We start from the raw sequence: 17897 nt of genomic DNA on the forward strand, positions 1-17897 counted from the left end.
GTAACCCATCGGAAGTGAGAATATGAATGATGCAGCAAATTGCTGAAGCGCTACGCGACTTTACCGCCCGTTACTGCCAGCTCTGGCAACAGCATTATGGTCATGCCCCCGCCAGCGCTGAGCTGGCAGGGATTCCATCGCCTTGTATTACGGAAGAGCGCGACGACAGCGTGCTATGGCAACCGCAGCCGTTCAGCTTGCGGCCTTCGCTTGATGCTGTGGAAAGAGCGGTGGATATTCAACTGCAACCGGCAATCACCACATTCTATACCAGCCAGTTTGCGGGTGATATGCAGGCGCGCTTTGAGCACCACTCCCTGACTCTCTTACAGGCCTGGAGTGAAGATGATTTTCTGCGTTTACAGGAAAACTTGATCGGGCATTTAATCATGAAGCGGCGTTTAAAACTTTCTCCCACGCTGTTTATTGCCACAACCGCCTCGGAAGAAGAGATCGTTTCGCTGTGTAATTTAAGCGGCGAGATTATCCTTGAACAGCCAGGCCGTAAGCAGCGACAGATATTAGCTGACAACATTGAGATTTTTCTTAAGACTTTACAACCAGTTAGTGGGTGATTTGCAGAAATCGGCTTTTTATTCTGCGCGATTTCTCTTACAAGTGCTGTAAGAGATCATCTTAAAATAACAGAGCCGTCTGGATGGCTGTAAAGTAAAAGATTGTGAATCATCAACTTAATGGCAGTTGTCTGAAATGAGGATAATAAGAATTTGGCGTAACTTTTTTAGTACCTTGTTTGTGTCAGACATTGTGGCAGAATGTTTCACACCAGCAGGATGCTACGGAAAAAGTATCGTCAGGATGACGTTAAGCCAGGAGGCAGGAACGTAACGGAGCTTACGGCACAAGGAAGGCTTCAGGATGAAGCAGGACACTCAGGATTGAGTCAGGGACACCTCCAGGATGGAGAATGAGAGCCCCTCAGAAGAGGTGGCGGGCTAGGACGCTTAAGGATCCATTAGGAAGATGGGCGGCAGGAACGGCATGTGGACCAGTTGTCATGGAAGAGCAGGGAGCATAAACGTAGCAGGAAAGCTGCAAACGAACCGGGAGCACTGTTTATACAGTGCTCCTTTTTTTTGTCCCAACGCTAACAAATGATATGCTTGCCGCCCTTTTATTGCTCGCTGGAGGTAGTGCATGACATCAGCACCACTGATTACGCAACGGCTGGAGCAGGTTGAAGCGGTGATGCGTGAGCACAATCTCTGGCAAAGCACATCTCCCCATGCCAGCGCCTTTGAGAGTCGCGAACCCTTTTGTCTCGACACGCTTGAGCCGCTGGAATGGTTGCAATGGGTGCTCATTCCCCGCATGCATGCTTTAATCGCCGCGCAACATCCGCTGCCGCAGAATTTTGCTATCGCACCGTATTTTGAAATGGCGTTAACCCTAACCCTGCCAGGCCGCCCGCTGTTATTACTTACGCTGCGTCAACTCGACGCGCTGTTTATGGATGATACCGTCTGATGTTAGAAATTCTCTATCAGGATGAGTGGCTGGTGGCGGTGAATAAGCCGGCTGGTTGGCTGGTACATCGCAGTTGGCTGGATCGTCATGAGAAAGTCTTTGTTATGCAGACGGTACGCGACCAGATTGGTCAGCACGTATTTACCGTTCATCGTCTTGATCGGCCCACCTCCGGCGTGCTGCTGATGGGCTTATCCAGCGAAGTCGGACGTCTGCTTTCGCAACAGTTTGAACAGCATCAGGTGCAAAAAACCTATCATGCGGTACTGCGCGGCTGGCTGGAAAGCAGCGGCACGCTGGATTACCCGCTGATGGAAGAGCGGGATAAAATTGCCGATAAATTTGCCAGCGAAACGCGTATCGCCCAGCCTGCATTGACAGATTATCAGGCGCTGGCAAAGGTAGAAATGCCCGTGCCGGTTGGCCGCTACCCAACTTCGCGTTATAGCCTGGTCGAATTGTCGCCAAAGACGGGACGTAAACATCAGCTACGTCGCCATATGTCGCACCTGCGTCATCCGATGATTGGCGACAGCACGCACGGCGATCTCAAACAAAATCGTGGTGCAGCCCAACATTTTGGAGCGAACCGATTAATGCTGCACGCCAGCAGCCTGTCACTCACGCATCCTGTAACGGGTGAATCCTTGTTGATTCGCGCCGGGCTGGATTCCGTGTGGCAAAACCTGATGAACCAGTTTGGCTGGCAGGATTTAATCCCTGACGTTCCGAGGGTTGAGTTTGTGCCAGAGCCAAGCCAGGATAACCGTTCAGAATAAGGAGAGCGCTCATGGCGAAGATAGGCATTTTTGTGGGCACGGTGTACGGCAACGCGCTGCTGGTGGCAGAAGAAGCCGGGCCGATTTTGCAAGAGCAAGGGCATGAAGTAAACGTGTTTGAAGATCCGACACTGGCGCAGTGGCAGGATTACAGCACTGATGTGGCGCTAGTGATAACGTCTACCACCGGCCAGGGCGATTTCCCAGACAGCATTGCCGATCTGGTTAACGGTGTGAAAGATAAATTAGGTCATCAGCCAACGCTACGCTACGGCGTGATTGCGTTAGGTGACAGCAGCTACGATCACTTTTGTGGTGCCGGAAAAACATTTGACGCCCTTTTGCAGGAACAAGGCGCGCAACGGGTGGGTGAGGTATTGCTGGTGGATGCGGCAGAAGATCCTGAACCAGAAACAGTCACCTCGCCGTGGGTAGAAGCCTGGGGTAAATTGCTATAGCGAGTTGCGCGCTTGCAAATAAGCGCGCAACTCTTATCACGTCACTGGCGCTGGATTAAACACTGCCAGCTGATTACGAATTCCCCAGCGATCTGACCAGGTTTGCTTTCGGCCGCTGGCAATGTCCAGAATCAATTCAAACAGACGCCTGCCCACCTGCTCAATCGTCTCTTCGCCAGTTGCAATCGTCCCGGCATTGATGTCCATCAGATCATGCCAGCGCTGCGCCAGTGCATTACGCGTCGCCATTTTAATCACCGGGATCGCCGCCAGGCCATAAGGCGTTCCGCGCCCGGTAGTAAACACCTGCAACGTAATACCAGACGCCATCTGTTGGGTGCCGCAGATAAAATCACTGGCGGGCGTCGCGGCGTAAATCAATCCACGACGTGTTGGCCGCTGGCCAGGCGACAGCACTTCGACAATTGGACTACGGCCCGATTTAGCAATCGATCCCAGTGCCTTTTCTACTACATTTGCCAGACCGCCTTTTTTATTGCCCGGCGAAGGATTCGCACTGCGATCGGTTTGCCCCTGATCGAGATAATCGTCATACCACGTCATCTCTTCCAGCAGACGTTTACCCACGTCTTCATTTATTACGCGCGGCGTTAACAGGTGGATAGCATCACGCACCTCAGTGACTTCAGAAAACATCACCGTCGCGCCACAGCGTACCAGTAAATCGGAGGCAAACCCGACCGCGGGATTAGCAGTCACGCCGGAAAATGCATCGCTCCCACCGCACTGCATGCCAACGATAAGCTCGGATGCCGGACAGGTTTCGCGTTGACGCTGATTAAGGCGTTTTAAATGACGTTCTGCCACCTGCAAAATCTCATCGATCATCGCGCCAAATCCCACCAGCTTTTCATCCTGCAGGCGCACAATATCATTGTCATCCAGCGAGATGGTCTGTACATCAGGCGTGCCGGTCAGCAGACGCTCAGGCTGCAACTTTTCACAGCCCAGGCTCACAATCATCACCTCACCACCGAAGTTAGCGTTTAGCGCCAGATTGTGAATGGTGCGGATCGGTACGACCGCAGCGGGCGCGTTGATCGCCACACCGCAGCCGTAAAGGTGATTGAGCGCCACCACACCATCGACATTGGGATATTTAGGCAGCAGATCGCGTTCAATTCGCTGAACCACAAAATCTACCACGCCCGCCACGCAATGCACGCTGGTGGTAATACCCAGCAGATTACGCGTGCCAACGCTGCCATCCGTGTTGCGGTAGCCTTCAAATGTGTAACCTTCAAGCGCGGGCAGATCAGGGGGAATATTATTCGCCAGCGGCAGGCTGGCCAGTGGGGGGGCTTCGGGGAGTGCCACCAACGATTCATCAATCCAGCTGCCTTGTGCAATATCACGCAACGCGTAACCAATAATTTCGCCGTAGCGCACAATCTCGCTTGCTTCAGCGATGGCGCTCAGCGCCACTTTATGGCCTTGCGGCACATGTTCGGTCAATGTCAGGCCATCGGCAAAAGTCGTGCCTGCGGGTAAACCTTGATTGTTCACCACAATGGCGACGTTATCCGCTTCATGCACCTTGATATAGAGCGGCTGTTCAGTCGGGTTCGGGGTCATCGCTCACCTTCCAGTCGTTCGCGCCGTACTTTTGCGGCGCGGTGTAATGATGCTACTTGTCTTGTCACTCGCTCGGGATTGCTGGCTTCAGTATAAGGAGAGGTATCTCGCCATGCATTGTGCAATTGTCTGGCTTTAAGGCAATTTACAGCTCTGTTTTAGTGAAAACGGCTAAAAGCAAGTGAAGAGTCTCACAAAGCTTTTTATCACTGCGGCCTTTAGCATCTGTTCAACGAACTATTTCCATGTTCCGTGAGCCGCGCCGCAGCGTTATGTGCAAATGCCAGATAATTGGCATCAACTCCACATTATTCTCAGGCGTTCTTCCAGTGTCAGTGCGAAATCCTGTTCTTATACTGATTTTCGTTATCCAACGTTAGGTTATGTGTCACGACGCACTATCGGTTTGCCAATAACAAAATCGCCGTGTTTAACCCAACTTCTCTCTGATACCCAACGCGATGTGTATGCGGTCAGAGCGAATGTAGCTACCGCTATATTTCAGGAGTGCATCATGAATAGTTACAGCCAGGCCGCAGAATCGGTACAAAAACGTACTAATGCGCGCTACTGGATTGTGGTGATGTTGTTTATCGTCACCTCATTCAACTACGGAGACCGGGCCACGCTGTCCATTGCAGGGTCGGCAATGGCAAAAGATATTGGTCTTGATCCGGTTGGATTAGGCTACATCTTCTCTGCCTTTTCCTGGGCTTACGTGATCGGTCAAATACCGGGCGGTTGGTTACTGGATCGTTTCGGCTCAAAACGTGTTTATTTCTGCAGCATATTTCTCTGGTCGATGTTTACCCTGCTACAAGGCTTCGTTGGTCTCTTCAGCGGCTATACCATCGTCGTCGCGCTGTTCATGCTGCGTTTTATGGTTGGCCTGGCGGAAGCGCCTTCTTTCCCTGGCAACAGTCGTATCGTCGCGGCCTGGTTTCCGGCGCAGGAGCGTGGAACAGCAGTGGCGATTTTCAACTCGGCGCAGTACTTCGCCACGGTGATTTTTGCCCCCATCATGGGTTGGTTAACGTCACAAGTCGGTTGGGCGCACGTGTTCTGGTTTATGGGGGGACTCGGCATTCTGTTGAGCCTGATCTGGCTGAAAGTGATCCACGATCCCAACGATCATCCGCGTGTTAACAAGGCGGAGCTGGAATACATGGAGCAGGGCGGCGCGCTGATCAATATGGATCAAAAGAAAGAGCAGCAGCGAGTCAGCTGGAAGGAGAAGTGGTTTCAGATTAAACAGCTGCTTAGCTCGCGCATGATGATTGGCGTCTATCTCGGTCAGTATTGCATTAACGCCTTAACCTACTTTTTTATTACCTGGTTCCCGATTTATTTGGTGCAGGCGCGCGGCATGTCAATTTTGAAAGCGGGCTTTATCGCCTCGATTCCCGCAGTGTGCGGCTTTGTCGGCGGCGTGCTGGGCGGCGTCATTTCAGACTGGCTGATGCGTAAAACCGGCTCGCTGAACATTGCGCGTAAAACGCCTATCGTGCTCGGCATGCTGCTTTCCATCTCAATGGTGGTGTGTAATTACGTCGATACAGAGTGGGTGGTGGTGTTCTTTATGGCGCTGGCGTTCTTCGGTAAAGGCATTGGCGCTCTGGGTTGGGCGGTGATGGCGGATACGGCGCCAAAAGAGATCAGCGGCCTGAGCGGCGGCCTGTTCAACATGTTTGGTAACGCCTCCGGCATCATCACGCCGATTGCGATTGGTTACATCATTGCGATTAACGGCTCCTACAACGGCGCGCTGATTTATGTCGGTATCCATGCATTTGTCGCAGTGATGAGTTACCTGGTGCTGGTGGACGACATCAAGCGTATCGAACTGAAACACCGAACATAAGGACGCACTATGAATACGAAAAGTACGCCGGTTATCACTGACATGCAGGTGATTCCGGTAGCCGGTTACGACAGCATGTTGCTGAATATTGGTGGCGCGCACAATGCCTGCTTTACCCGTAATATCGTGGTGCTGACTGATAGCGCCGGGCACACCGGCGTGGGTGAGGCGCCGGGCGGTGAAACCATTTACCAGACGCTGACAGAGGCTATCCCGCAGGTTAAAGGTCAACAGATTGCACGCATGAATCGTCTGGTACAGCAGGTACATAAAGGCAACCAGTCGGCCGATTTCGATACCTTTGGTAACGGCGCATGGACCTTTGAACTGCGCGTTAATGCGGTTGCTGCACTAGAAGCCGCGCTACTCGATCTGCTTGGACAGTGCCTTGGCGTGCCGGTGGCGGAGCTGCTCGGGCCGGGCAAACAGCGCGATGACGTCACGGTGCTGGGCTACCTGTTTTACCTCGGCGATCGTCGTAAAACGGATTTGCCTTATCTTAGCGGCGAGAACGCCAGCCATGACTGGTATCACCTGCGTCATCAGGAAGCGCTCAACAGCGCTTCGGTGGTTCGTTTAGCCGAAGCCGCGCAGGATAAATACGGCTTCAAAGATTTTAAACTCAAAGGGGGCGTACTGCCGGGCGAGCAGGAAATTGAAACAGCAGTCGCGCTGAAAAAGCGCTTTCCAGGCGCTCGTATCACTGTCGATCCCAATGGGGCCTGGTTACTGGACGAAGCCATCGGGTTATGCAAGGGCATGCAGGACGTACTGACTTATGCAGAAGATCCCTGTGGCGCTGAGCAAGGCTACTCCAGTCGTGAAGAGATGGCTGAATTCCGTCGCGCAACCGGCTTGCCGGTGGCGACCAACATGATCGCTACCAACTGGCGCGAATTAAACCATGCGGTGATGTTGAATGCAGTAGAAATTCCGCTGGCCGATCCCCACTTCTGGACGCTGAGTGGCGCGGTACGTGTCGCACAGCTCTGTGACGAGTGGGGTCTGACGTGGGGCTGTCACTCCAATAATCACTTCGATATTTCGCTGGCGATGTTTACCCATGTGGGCGCTGCGGCGCCAGGTAAACCAACAGCGATAGATACGCACTGGATTTGGCAGGAGGGCGACCAGCGCCTGACTCAAAATCCCTTGCAGATCCGCAATGGCAAAATCGCCGTGCCGGACGCGCCAGGCCTTGGTATTGAGCTGGACTGGGAGCAGTTGCGTAAGGCCAACGAGCTGTACAAATCACTGCCTGCCGGGGCGCGTAACGACGCCACGGCAATGCAATATCTGATGCCAGGTTGGACATTCGACCGTAAACGCCCGGCATTTGGCCGTGCGACAGCGTAAGGAGCAGGAGATGAGTTCTACACCTACCGTCACATCCATGCAGGTGATTCCGGTTGCCGGATACGACAGCATGTTGCTAAACCTCAGCGGGGCGCACTCACCGTTTTTCACCCGTAACATTGTCATCATCAAAGATAACGCCGGACACACGGGGGTAGGAGAAATTCCCGGTGGGGAGAAGATCCGCCAGACGCTGGAAGATGCCGCTTCACTGGTGGCTGGCAAAACCGTCGGCGAGTACAAAAATATCCTTAATCTGGTGCGCAGCACCTTTGCTGACCGGGATACAAACGGGCGTGGTAACCAGACCTTTGACCTGCGTACCACCATTCATGTCGTCACCGGTATTGAAGCCGCATTGCTTGATCTGCTCGGCCAGCACTTAGGCGTCAATGTGGCCTCTTTACTGGGGGACGGACAACAGCGCGACCGTGTTGAAATGCTCGGGTATCTGTTTTATATCGGTAATCGCCAGAAAACGTCGTTGCCGTATCAAAGCCAGGAAAATGACAAATGCGACTGGTATCGCCTGCGCCATGAAGAAGCCTTGACGCCAGACAGCGTGGTGCGTCTGGCTGAAGCCGCGTATGAAAAATATGGCTTCAACGATTTCAAACTGAAAGGTGGCGTGCTGCGCGGTGGCGAAGAAGCTGAAGCGGTGACTGCGCTGGCAAAACGCTTCCCTACAGCACGCATCACGCTTGATCCGAACGGCGCATGGTCGCTCAACGAAGCGATTCTGCTGGGTAAACAGCTGAAAGACGTGCTGGCATATGCAGAAGATCCGTGCGGTGCGGAGCAGGGATATTCGGGCCGCGAGGTGATGGCAGAGTTCCGGCGTGCCACCGGTATGCAGACCGCGACCAATATGATCGCTACCGACTGGCGACAAATGGGCCACACCATTTCCCTGCAATCAGTGGATATTCCGCTGGCCGATCCGCATTTCTGGACGATGCAGGGGTCGGTGCGCGTGGCGCAAATGTGTCACGATTTTGGCCTGACATGGGGTTCGCACTCCAACAATCACTTTGATATTTCCCTGGCAATGTTTACCCACGTTGCCGCCGCCGCGCCGGGCGCGATTACCGCTATTGATACGCACTGGATTTGGCAGGAGGGCAATCAGCGCCTGACCAAAGAGCCATTCCAGATCAAAGGCGGCATGGTACAGGTGCCGCAAAAGCCGGGACTGGGCGTTGAGCTGGATATGGATCAAGTGATGCAAGCCAATGCGCTCTATCAAAAACACGGTCTGGGTGCACGTGATGATGCGCAGGCGATGCAGTTCCTGGTGCCAGGCTGGAGTTTTGACAATAAACGCCCATGCCTTGTGCGCTAACTTTTTTGGCTCCCGCACGGGAGCCAATATAACAGGAGTAAAACCATGAGCAATGCAGCCTGGCCGAATAGCTTTCGTCGTCGTTTACTGGCGGGGGAAACCCTGATTGGTAGCTGGTGCGCGCTGGCAAACCCGCTCACCACTGAAGTCTTAGGGCTGGCCGGATTTGACTGGCTGGTGCTGGATGGTGAACACGCACCTAACGACATCACGACATTTATTCCGCAGCTGATGGCGCTGAAAGGCAGTCACAGCGCGCCGGTGGTGCGTCCGCCATGCAATGAGCCGGTTATTATTAAACGTTTGCTGGATATTGGTTTTTACAATTTCCTCGTGCCGTTTGTCGAGACAGAAAAAGAGGCGATTCAGGCGGTGGCCTCCACGCGCTATCCACCGGCAGGTATTCGCGGCGTATCGGTTTCGCACCGTAGCAACATGTACGGCACGCTGGCGGATTACAACACCAGCATCAATGACAACATTACGGTGCTGGTACAGATTGAAACGCAGCAGGCGGTGGACAACATTGATGCCATCGCTGCGGTTGAGGGCGTAGACGGCATTTTTGTCGGTCCCGGCGATCTCTCTGCGGCGCTGGGTTACCTTGGCCAACCGGCGCACCCGGAAGTGCTGAAGGTCATTAAATACATATTTGAACGCGCCAGGGCTGCGGGTAAACCAGGCGGTATTCTGGCCCCTGTAGAAGCCGATGCACGCCGCTATCTGGAATGGGGCGCGAGCTTTGTTGCTGTCGGCAGCGACTTAGGGGTGTTCCGCAACGCCACGCAGGCGCTGTGCGACAAATTTAAGCAGTAATCAACGAAGGGGTAACGCAATGAAAATTGGATTTATCGGCCTGGGCATTATGGGCAAACCGATGAGTAAAAACCTGGTAAAAGCGGGCTATACGCTGGTGGTGCGCGATCATAACGTTGAGAACGAAGCGGAACTGGTTGAACTTGGCGCGACCGTGGCAAAAACGCCAAAAGAGGTCGCTGAGCAGGTTGACGTAGTGATTACCATGGTGCCGAATTCGCCGCAGGTAAAAGACGTTTGCCTGGGGGAAAACGGCATTATTGAGGGGGCAAAGCCGGGCCTGATCGTCATTGATATGAGCTCGATTGCGCCGCTGGCAAGCCGTGAAATTCACGATGCGCTTGCTGAAAAGCAGATTAAAATGCTGGACGCGCCAGTCAGTGGCGGCGAACCCAAAGCTATCGAAGGCACCTTATCGGTGATGGTGGGAGGTGACCAGGCGGTATTCGATCAGTGCTACGACATCATGAAAACCATGGCGGGATCGGTGGTGCATACCGGCGATATTGGGGCAGGGAATGTCACCAAGCTGGCGAACCAGGTGATTGTTGCTCTGAATATTGCTGCGATGTCTGAAGCGCTGTCACTGGCAACCAAAGCGGGAGTAAATCCAGATCTGGTTTACCAGGCGATTCGCGGTGGTCTGGCGGGCAGTACCGTGCTGGATGCTAAAGCGCCGATGGTGATGGATCGTAATTTCAAGCCGGGTTTTCGTATCGATCTACACATCAAGGATCTTGCCAATGCACTCGACACGTCGCACGGTATTGGCGCGCAACTCCCGCTGACCGCTGCCGTGATGGAGATGATGCAGGCGCTGCGTAACGAGGGGCAGGGCACCGCCGACCATAGCGCGCTCGCCTGCTATTATGAAAAGTTAGCGAAGGTTGAGATTTCCCGCTAAAGCGCGGTTCCGGTATCTGCGGATACCGGGCTGGCCTGCTTAAGCCTTTTAATCCATCAACAGCGCTCGGATTGCCTATGAAAATCGTTATCGCACCGGATTCATATAAAGAGAGTTTATCCGCCCTGGATGTGGCGTCGGCGATCGAAGCGGGATTCCGTGAGATCTTCCCGGATGCGCATTACGTGAAAATACCGGTCGCTGACGGTGGCGAAGGCACGGTAGAGGCAATGGTGGCGGCGACGGAAGGAAAAATCGTCAGGCTGAAGGTGACCGGCCCGCTTGGCGCGCAGGTTGACGCTTTTTATGGTCTTTCGGGTGACGAGCGCACCGCATATATCGAGATGGCGGCAGCCAGCGGGCTGGAATTAGTGCCTGCGGCGCAGCGTGATCCGCTGGTCACTACCTCATTTGGCACTGGCGAGCTGATCAAAAATGCACTGAATAAGGGCGTTGAGCACATCATTATCGGTATCGGGGGAAGCGCCACTAATGACGGCGGTGCCGGTATGATGCAGGCGCTGGGTGCCCGCTTGCTGGACAAACAGGGCCGGGAGATTGGTTATGGCGGTGGCGCGCTGCCAGAGCTGGCCAGCATCGATATTGATGCGCTGGACGCACGAATAAACCAGTGCCGGTTTGAAGTGGCGTGCGATGTGACTAATCCTTTGACCGGCGATGACGGCGCGTCGGCGATCTTTGGCCCGCAGAAGGGGGCAACGCCTGAACTGGTCAGGCAGCTTGATCAGGCGCTGACGCACTACGCGCAGATTATTCACCGCGATCTGGATATTGACGTGCTGCATATTCCTGGTGGCGGCGCGGCGGGGGGGATGGGGGCCGCGCTGCATGCGTTTTGTCAGGCGGATTTGCGCCGTGGTATTGAAATTGTCACTGAGGCGCTTGGCCTGGCAGAGCACGTTACCGATGCTGATTTGGTGATCACCGGCGAAGGGCGCATTGACAGCCAGAGTATCAACGGCAAAGTCCCGATTGGCGTGGCGAGCGTGGCGAAGCGTTTTAATAAACCGGTCATCGGGATCGCAGGCAGTTTAACGTCAGATGTTGGTGTGGTGCATGAACACGGTCTGGATGCGGTATTTAGCGTGCTGTATAGCATCTGCTCTCTGGACGATGCACTGGCAAATGCGGATAAAAACGTTCACCTGACAGCACGCAATGTGGCCGCAACGCTGAAAATGGGTGGACTTAAGTAGAAAGCTTACGGGCTGGCCCAGCGCTGATTAGCGATCAAGGGCCAGACTGTAGGTTCTATTCCGCAGCCAAAATGCGTCGAGCTTCCTGCGCCACATTCTCCATTTCATCCTGTAACTCCAAAAGCTCCGGCTCAAGCGCTGCAAAGTCGTTAGCGTGATGCAACTCTTTTTCCAGCTGATGACATAGCTGTTTCATACGCGGCACGCCACTGTAGCTGGCGCTACCGTGTAGCTTATGAATGATTTCACGCAATCCTGCCACATCATTGGCAGCGATGAACATCTCCATCTTTTCGTGCACTTCCGGTAAAAAGGCTAATAACATGCTCAGCATATCGCGTGCTAAATCTGGCTTATTTGCTGCCTGGCGCAGCGCCAGCGTCCAGTCCAGCGTCGGCAGAATTTGCGGTAACTCTGGGGGCTGAACCGTAGGTGTTGGTGTATAACGTGCCAGCAACTGGCTGAGTTTGTTCTCATCAATTGGCTTGGCGAGATAATCATTCATGCCTGCTTTAATCAGTTGTTCACGCTCGCCATCAATCGCATGCGCGGTAACAGCAACAATTGGCGTATGTGCGTGCTGCGGCAGGTTGCGAATAATTTCGCTGGCGCGGATGCCGTCTATATCTGGCATCTGAATATCCATCAGGATCACATCCAGCGGCTGAAGACGCGCCTGGCGAATAGCCTGCCCGGCACTGTTACACAGCACTATTTTTTGTACCTGCTCTTCCAGCAGTGCGCCGATCAATTTCAGGTTGGCAGGGTTGTCATCCACCGCCATCACCGTCAGCGGTAAACGCGGCGAGGCCGGTAATTCGCTGAGTTGACGGCTATGCAGCTCCAGCAGCATGGGCAATAAGCGCGTCTGCGAAACAGGTTTAGCAATGCAGCCATCGATGCCGCGCACTTTCAGTTCATCTGCCAGCAGCATCACCGGGCTTGGCAAGGCCAGCAGCACATTATCAGCGCGATCCAGCAGGGAGTTAATCAGGTCATCGGCCAGTAACTGGTGCTGATCGACATCTACTGGCATTGCCATTAACAGCAGCGGATAGTGATCCTCTTTTAGCCCTTGCAGGGTTTCGCTGTAATCAATTTGCAGCGGCGTCACGCTTAACATTTGCAGCACCGATTTCGCCACGCTGGGATGGGATTCTACGTAAGCAATACGCGAATGCGATAATGCATCCAGTACGCGGGGCATCCCCGGTGCATTAGGATTGAGATCAAGCTGGACACGGATCCAGAAAGTTGATCCCTCTCCTGGCCGGCTGTAGAAAGTAATTTCACCGCCCATCTCTTTCACTAATTTTTGCGTAATCACCAGTCCTAAACCGGTGCCGCCATGGCGACGTGAGATGCTGGCGTCAGCCTGCCGGAATGCCTGAAATAGCTGCGTTTGTTGCTGCCCGGAAATACCGATGCCGGTATCGTGTACCTGTATCTCCAGCTTGACGCGGGTAGCGTTAATCGCAAGTAGATCGACTCTGAGATCGATAGTGCCTTTTTGGGTAAATTTGATGGCGTTGCCGATCAGGTTAATCAGAATTTGCTGTAAGCGCAGGGCATCGCCAATCACGTTATCAGGCACGCTACTGTCGCACACCACGGTCAATTCCAGGCCTTTTTCATGTGCGGATGGCGCTAATAACACCAGCGTTTCATCAAGGGTGGCGCGCAGCGGGAATGGAATGGATTCCAGCACCAGCTTACCCGCTTCAAGCTTTGAAAAATCGAGCACGTCATTGATGATGCTCAACAGGTTATTCGCTGAACGCTCAATGGTTTGCATATAATCGCGCTGAGTAGTGCGCAGCGGCGTTTTCAACATCTGACGAGTAAATCCAAGCACGCCATTCAGCGGCGTGCGCAGCTCGTGCGACATATTGGCAAGGAACTCAGACTTAATACGCGCCGCTTCCTGAGCACGCTTTTTCGCCAGATCCAGTTCAACGTTCTGGATCTCCAGCTGTTCCAGCGTTTCACGCAGATCATACGTAGCCTGATCGATATTGTGCTGCATCTCTTCGTGGTAGGCGGTGAGTGACATCGCCATCGCATTAATGCCATTCTTGAGGATATTTAGCTCGCCAAGCATGTATCCCTCGACGCGACTATCAAGTTGGCCGCGACGAATGCGGTCAACGGTGCTGACCATATTGCGGATCGGGCCAGTCACGTCGCGCATAAGTCGATAGGCAAACAGCATGGCAATGCACAGGCAGAACAGCAGCATCAGCGTGGCGACAAACACTTCTTTATACTGCTGCAGGCGTACCGATTGCAGATCGAGTTCAATCGCCACATAGCCCAGCGGATTACCGGACAGCTTTGCGCCTTCACCGGGGATCTCATCCACGGCATAGCGCTCAGTGGTGATCGGTTTGCGCAGGATTAACATATTGCCGTGCCGCTCTATTGAGACGTTATCCTGCAGGGCATTAATTTTCTCTTTCTGCAGCAGGCTAAGATTGTGTTTATTGTTTGAGCTGACATAAAGCCGGTTGCCTTTGTCGAAAACCGAAATCGCCCGGACAATATCTGAATGGCGACGATGCAGCAGACTAACCAACTCACTCATGGCGTCGCGGTTATGCCACGTCATGCTGTATTCACTGGAAATCGCCAGCGGCTCGATAATATTGACGCCAGCATCCATTACCTGTCGTTGCAGCTCGTTATAGCGGTGTACAACGAAGAAAGAGCTGAGCAGCAGGCCCACCATTAAGGTTGGAGCCAAAATCAAAACCATCATTCGCGCCCGCAGGCTGTATTTGGTCATAGTACGGCTGACTCCGGCGTTTACATCCTTGTGCATCCCGTCGGTAACGCCATGCACAGCGATTTTTAAGAGAGAATTCACAAGACTATGGCGCAATTTTACGTCGCAAAACAGCGCATGGCGATCAAACTATCACAGCAGGGTAAAGCACAGCCGTTACGCCACAGGCTAAGCAAAGCAGACTATTTAGGGTGCCAGGTGTCCCGTCTTGCCCCATTTTGATGCCCACTCTTAAGGCATGGATTGCACCGTTACGTCACTGTTTGCGCGCTAAAAAGGGTAAAACGGTTGAGGCAGGCTAAACGGGTGCGGGCAGATAACGCGCCACTGCGAATTTTGCGCCATCCTGATGCATGACACGCCAGCGACAGTAAAAAACTGGAACACTTTTCGCATAAATACCCGCTAACATTAACTCCTGAGCGAGAGCAGCTAAGGAATGAATAGCGCTAAGTCATAACCAACCGTTCTGTCAGCCGCACAGTCTTAAGCTAATCTTCAGCCTGCACATTTTTATGCAGATAACCGATGCGGCGAATCAGCAGAAGGCAAAAGCTATTGTCTGGCGGGGTCTGCAACCGGACGTTCAGCTGAGGGATCGGTTTTTCGGCATGGGAGACTTCTCGCTTCCTGCAGGAAAATTCGTACAAATTGCGGTAGGTGTGGCGAGCATAGCAGCATTAGGTCAGCAGGCAGCGTATAATGCGAATCTGAATAATCTTAAAAATGTCAGCCTGTTTCTGCACTAGCTGGGAGACGCTATTTCGCGCCAGCCGTGGGTGGAGCTGGGATTTAACAAGGTGTTACTCGATCCGGTACGTACTGCCGCCGCAGGCGTGATAACGCATGTGATTAAACTAGCACCACAACATGTGGTCTATGTTTCGAGTAATCCTGTAACGCTCGTCCGCGATAGCCAGACACGGCTATCGGCGGGTTACCAATTGGAAAGGGTCGTAATGCTGGATAGTTCCGACATAGCCATCATTTCGAATCCATGGTGCTGTTCATAAAAACATAAGCGATCGTTCAGATCGGTATGCCAGGAGAGGATATGGTTGCGGTTAGAAGTGCGCATTTAAATACGGCGGGGGAGTTTGCCCTCGACCAGTGGATCGCCAGTCTTGGCATGACCAACCCGCAATCATGTCAACGTATTGCCGAAACCTGGTGCTATTGTGAAGCCCAAACGCACAACCATCCGCGACAATCTCTGCTGCTGTGGCGTGGCATTGAGATGGTCGAAATCCTCTCGATGCTCAGTATGGATATTGACAGCCTGTGCGCCGCGCTAATTTTCCCGCTCGCGAATGATGAAGTGGTCAGTGAAGAGGCGCTGGAACAAGCCGTCGGCAAAAGTATCGTTTCGCTGGTGCGTGGTGTGCGCGATATGGACGCTATCCGCCAGCTCAAAGCAATCCACAATGACTCTATGGCCTCCGAGCAGGTGGATAACGTCCGCCGGATGTTGCTGGCCATGGTGGAAGATTTCCGCTGCGTCGTACTGAAGCTGGCGGAACGCATCATGAATCTGCGCGAAATGAAAGACGCGTCGGAAGATGAGCGTGTACTGGCCGCCAAAGAGAGCACCAATATCTATGCTCCCCTGGCCAATCGCCTGGGCATTGGTCAGCTGAAGTGGGAGCTGGAGGATTACTGCTTCCGCTATTTGCATCCTGACGAATATAAACGTATCGCCAGGCTGCTTCATGAGCGCCGCATTGACCGTGAACAGTACATCGAAAATTTCGTCGATAACTTGCGCAAAGAGATGGCGAAAGAGGGCGTGCGTGCTGACGTGTATGGGCGTCCAAAACATATCTACAGCATCTGGCGTAAGATGCAGAAAAAATCGCTGGCGTTCGACGAGTTGTTTGACGTGCGTGCGGTGCGCATCGTGGCAGAACGGTTGCAGGATTGTTATGGCGCGCTGGGAACGGTGCATACGCTATACCGTCATTTGCCTAGCGAGTTTGATGATTACGTCGCTAACCCAAAACCCAACGGCTATCAGTCGATTCATACCGTAGTGCTGGGGCCGAAAGGCAAAACGGTTGAAATCCAGATTCGTACCCGCCAGATGCATGAAGATGCTGAACTGGGGGTTGCTGCGCACTGGAAGTACAAAGAAGGCCCTTCTTCCAGCAATGCGCGTGGTGCAGCCGGCCATGAAGAACGCATAGCATGGCTGCGTAAGTTGATTACCTGGCAGGAAGAGATGGCCGATTCCGGCGAAATGCTGGAAGAGGTGCGCAGTCAGGTATTCGACGATCGCGTTTACGTGTTTACCCCCAAAGGGGATGTGGTTGATCTCCCCGCCGGTTCAACGCCGCTCGACTTCGCTTATCACATTCACAGTGACATCGGGCATCGCTGCATTGGCGCAAAAATCGGCGGCCGCATCGTTCCGTTTACCTACCAGTTGCAGATGGGCGATCAGGTTGAAGTGAGCACTCAGAAACAGCCGAATCCAAGTCGCGACTGGCTGAATCCGAATCTTGGCTATATTACTACCAGCCGTGGACGTTCAAAGATTCATAACTGGTTCCGTAAACAGGATCGCGACAAGAACATTCTTGCTGGCCGACAGATTCTGGACAGCGAACTGAGCCAGATAGGCATCAGCCTGAAAGAAGCGGAAAAGCTGTTGCTGCCGCGCTATAACGTTACCTCGCTTGAAGAGCTGCTGGCATCCATTGGCGGCGGCGATATTCGCCTTAATCAGATGGTTAACTTCCTGCAGGCTAAGCTTAATAAGCCAAGCGCTGAAGAGGAGGACCGCGAAGCGTTACGTCAGTTGACGCAAAAATCGCATTCTGTATCGTCGCGCAAAGAGAGTGGACGCGTTGTAGTGGAAGGGGTTGGCAACCTGATGCATTACATTGCGCGCTGCTGCCAGCCCATTCCGGGCGACGCTATTGTTGGCTTTATTACGCAAGGTCGCGGCATTTCCATCCATCGCGCTGACTGCGACCAGCTTGCTGAGCTGATTTCACACGCGCCAGAGCGCATTGTTGATGCGGTATGGGGCGAAAGCTATTCCAGCGGTTATTCGCTGGTGGTGCGTGTAACTGCTAACGATCGCAGCGGACTGCTGCGTGACATCACCACGATTCTCGCCAACGAGAAGGTCAATGTGCTGGGCATGTCGAGCCGCAGCGATACCAGAAAGCAACTGGCTACCATTGATATGGACATTGAAATTTATAATCAGCAGGTGCTGGGCCGCGTGCTGGCACGTCTGAATCAGGTGCCCGATATTATTGATGCGCACCGCCTGCATTGAGTTACCCTC

The 17897-nt window shown here is 53.4% G+C and carries 14 protein-coding genes; 12 read left to right on the forward strand and 2 right to left on the reverse strand.

The features are described 5' to 3' along the window. Window positions 1-26: 26 nt before the first annotated feature. From syd to QRY16_RS03730, 4 genes are all read left to right on the forward strand, one after another. Entirely contained in the window at window positions 27-575 is a 549-nt protein-coding gene (syd, locus tag QRY16_RS03715) for a SecY-interacting protein (protein ID WP_289775687.1), read from the forward strand. A gap of 583 nt (window positions 576-1158) precedes the next feature. Then, a complete protein-coding gene (locus QRY16_RS03720) occupies window positions 1159-1488 on the forward strand; it encodes a YqcC family protein (RefSeq protein WP_289775688.1) in 330 nt (109 codons plus the stop codon). Beyond that, on the forward strand, window positions 1488-2267 hold the full coding sequence (gene truC / locus QRY16_RS03725) for a tRNA pseudouridine(65) synthase TruC (protein ID WP_289775689.1): 780 nt from the start codon (window positions 1488-1490) through the stop codon (window positions 2265-2267). The genes QRY16_RS03720 and truC overlap by 1 nt, the downstream gene beginning before the upstream one ends. A gap of 11 nt (window positions 2268-2278) precedes the next feature. Next, the gene (locus tag QRY16_RS03730; protein WP_289775690.1) at window positions 2279-2725 is read left to right on the forward strand and encodes a flavodoxin; all 447 of its coding nucleotides are present in this window, start codon (window positions 2279-2281) and stop codon (window positions 2723-2725) included. A gap of 36 nt (window positions 2726-2761) precedes the next feature. Here QRY16_RS03730 and garD read toward each other — a convergent pair whose 3' ends face one another. Next, a complete protein-coding gene (gene garD, locus QRY16_RS03735; RefSeq protein ID WP_289775691.1) occupies window positions 2762-4321 on the reverse strand; it encodes a galactarate dehydratase in 1560 nt (519 codons plus the stop codon). 514 nt (window positions 4322-4835) lie between these two features. Here garD and QRY16_RS03740 point away from each other — a divergent pair. The 6 genes from QRY16_RS03740 to QRY16_RS03765 all read left to right on the forward strand — a co-directional run bounded on the left by QRY16_RS03740 (window position 4836) and on the right by QRY16_RS03765 (window position 11817). Then, on the forward strand, window positions 4836-6182 hold the full coding sequence (locus QRY16_RS03740; protein WP_289775692.1) for an MFS transporter: 1347 nt from the start codon (window positions 4836-4838) through the stop codon (window positions 6180-6182). Between the two features lie 9 nt (window positions 6183-6191). After that, window positions 6192-7538, forward strand: coding sequence for an enolase C-terminal domain-like protein (locus QRY16_RS03745; protein WP_289775693.1), 1347 nt, complete (start codon window positions 6192-6194; stop codon window positions 7536-7538). A gap of 10 nt (window positions 7539-7548) precedes the next feature. Further along, window positions 7549-8880: a glucarate dehydratase gene (gene gudD / locus QRY16_RS03750; RefSeq protein ID WP_289775694.1), complete on the forward strand. Its 1332-nt coding sequence runs from the start codon at window positions 7549-7551 to the stop codon at window positions 8878-8880. A gap of 45 nt (window positions 8881-8925) precedes the next feature. Next, window positions 8926-9696, forward strand: coding sequence for a 2-dehydro-3-deoxyglucarate aldolase (gene garL, locus QRY16_RS03755; RefSeq protein WP_289775695.1), 771 nt, complete (start codon window positions 8926-8928; stop codon window positions 9694-9696). A 19-nt stretch (window positions 9697-9715) separates the two neighbouring features. Then, entirely contained in the window at window positions 9716-10600 is an 885-nt protein-coding gene (gene garR / locus QRY16_RS03760; protein ID WP_193405913.1) for a 2-hydroxy-3-oxopropionate reductase, read from the forward strand. Between the two features lie 77 nt (window positions 10601-10677). Beyond that, complete coding sequence (locus tag QRY16_RS03765; protein WP_289775696.1) at window positions 10678-11817, forward strand: glycerate kinase; 1140 nt, start codon at window positions 10678-10680, stop codon at window positions 11815-11817. 55 nt (window positions 11818-11872) lie between these two features. Here the strand turns inward: QRY16_RS03765 and barA are convergent, their stop codons facing one another. Further along, window positions 11873-14602 (reverse strand): two-component sensor histidine kinase BarA, encoded by a 2730-nt coding sequence (barA, locus tag QRY16_RS03770; protein WP_289775697.1) that lies wholly within the window; start codon window positions 14600-14602, stop codon window positions 11873-11875. A 515-nt stretch (window positions 14603-15117) separates the two neighbouring features. Here barA and QRY16_RS03775 point away from each other — a divergent pair. Both QRY16_RS03775 and relA read left to right on the forward strand, forming a co-directional pair. After that, window positions 15118-15351 (forward strand): hypothetical protein, encoded by a 234-nt coding sequence (locus QRY16_RS03775; RefSeq protein ID WP_193405911.1) that lies wholly within the window; start codon window positions 15118-15120, stop codon window positions 15349-15351. A 305-nt stretch (window positions 15352-15656) separates the two neighbouring features. Further along, window positions 15657-17888: a GTP diphosphokinase gene (relA, locus tag QRY16_RS03780; protein ID WP_289775698.1), complete on the forward strand. Its 2232-nt coding sequence runs from the start codon at window positions 15657-15659 to the stop codon at window positions 17886-17888. The last annotated feature ends 9 nt before the right edge of the window (window positions 17889-17897 follow it).

This window comes from Mixta mediterraneensis, from assembly GCF_030283135.1.
GTDB classification, from domain to species: Bacteria; Pseudomonadota; Gammaproteobacteria; order Enterobacterales; family Enterobacteriaceae; genus Pantoea; species Pantoea mediterraneensis.